Annotated in this window: 1 pseudogene; it reads left to right on the top strand. The window is 56.3% G+C overall.

From position 1 onward, the window contains the following. A pseudogene (locus tag AC1D0P_RS29305) lies at window positions 1-198 on the top strand (hypothetical protein); the annotation flags it as partial. Window positions 199-458: the final 260 nt, after the last annotated feature.

Here is a 458-nt window from a genome sequence, read left to right as displayed (position 1 = left end):
GGCGACCGACGCGTCACCGTCGCAAAGCTGACCGCCAAGGGCGAGAAATTCTTCGCCGAAATGGCCGCCGCCCATGAAGGATGGCTGCGCGACATGATGGCCGATGTCGATCCCGCGGCGATCAAGGTGCTGCTCGACGACATGCATCTGGTGAAGGCTTCGGTGAACAATCACCTCTCCGGCTCGGACGACGACTGAACGGCTGCAGAAACGCCGAGGCAGCCCTGCGCAAAAGGCAAGGCGCTGGTCGAACGAAATCCGCCATCCATCGTCTACTTTGAAAAAATCGGATAGATCGGTCAATCCCTGCAAATTCAATCGTTTCGCAGCGCCTTTGTGACGCTTTTGTCAAATCATGCGACAATGCACCGAAAATAGATTCCGACACTTGCTTATCCGGTATAGCTGCGCTAACCACGATTGCGTTGCAACAAATTCGGCTCTGCCGGGCCGCACGA

It is taken from the genome of Polaromonas sp. P1_G2 (assembly GCF_056405515.1).
Note: the sequence above shows the minus strand (reverse complement) of the source record. Positions and strands in the feature narration are given on the sequence as shown.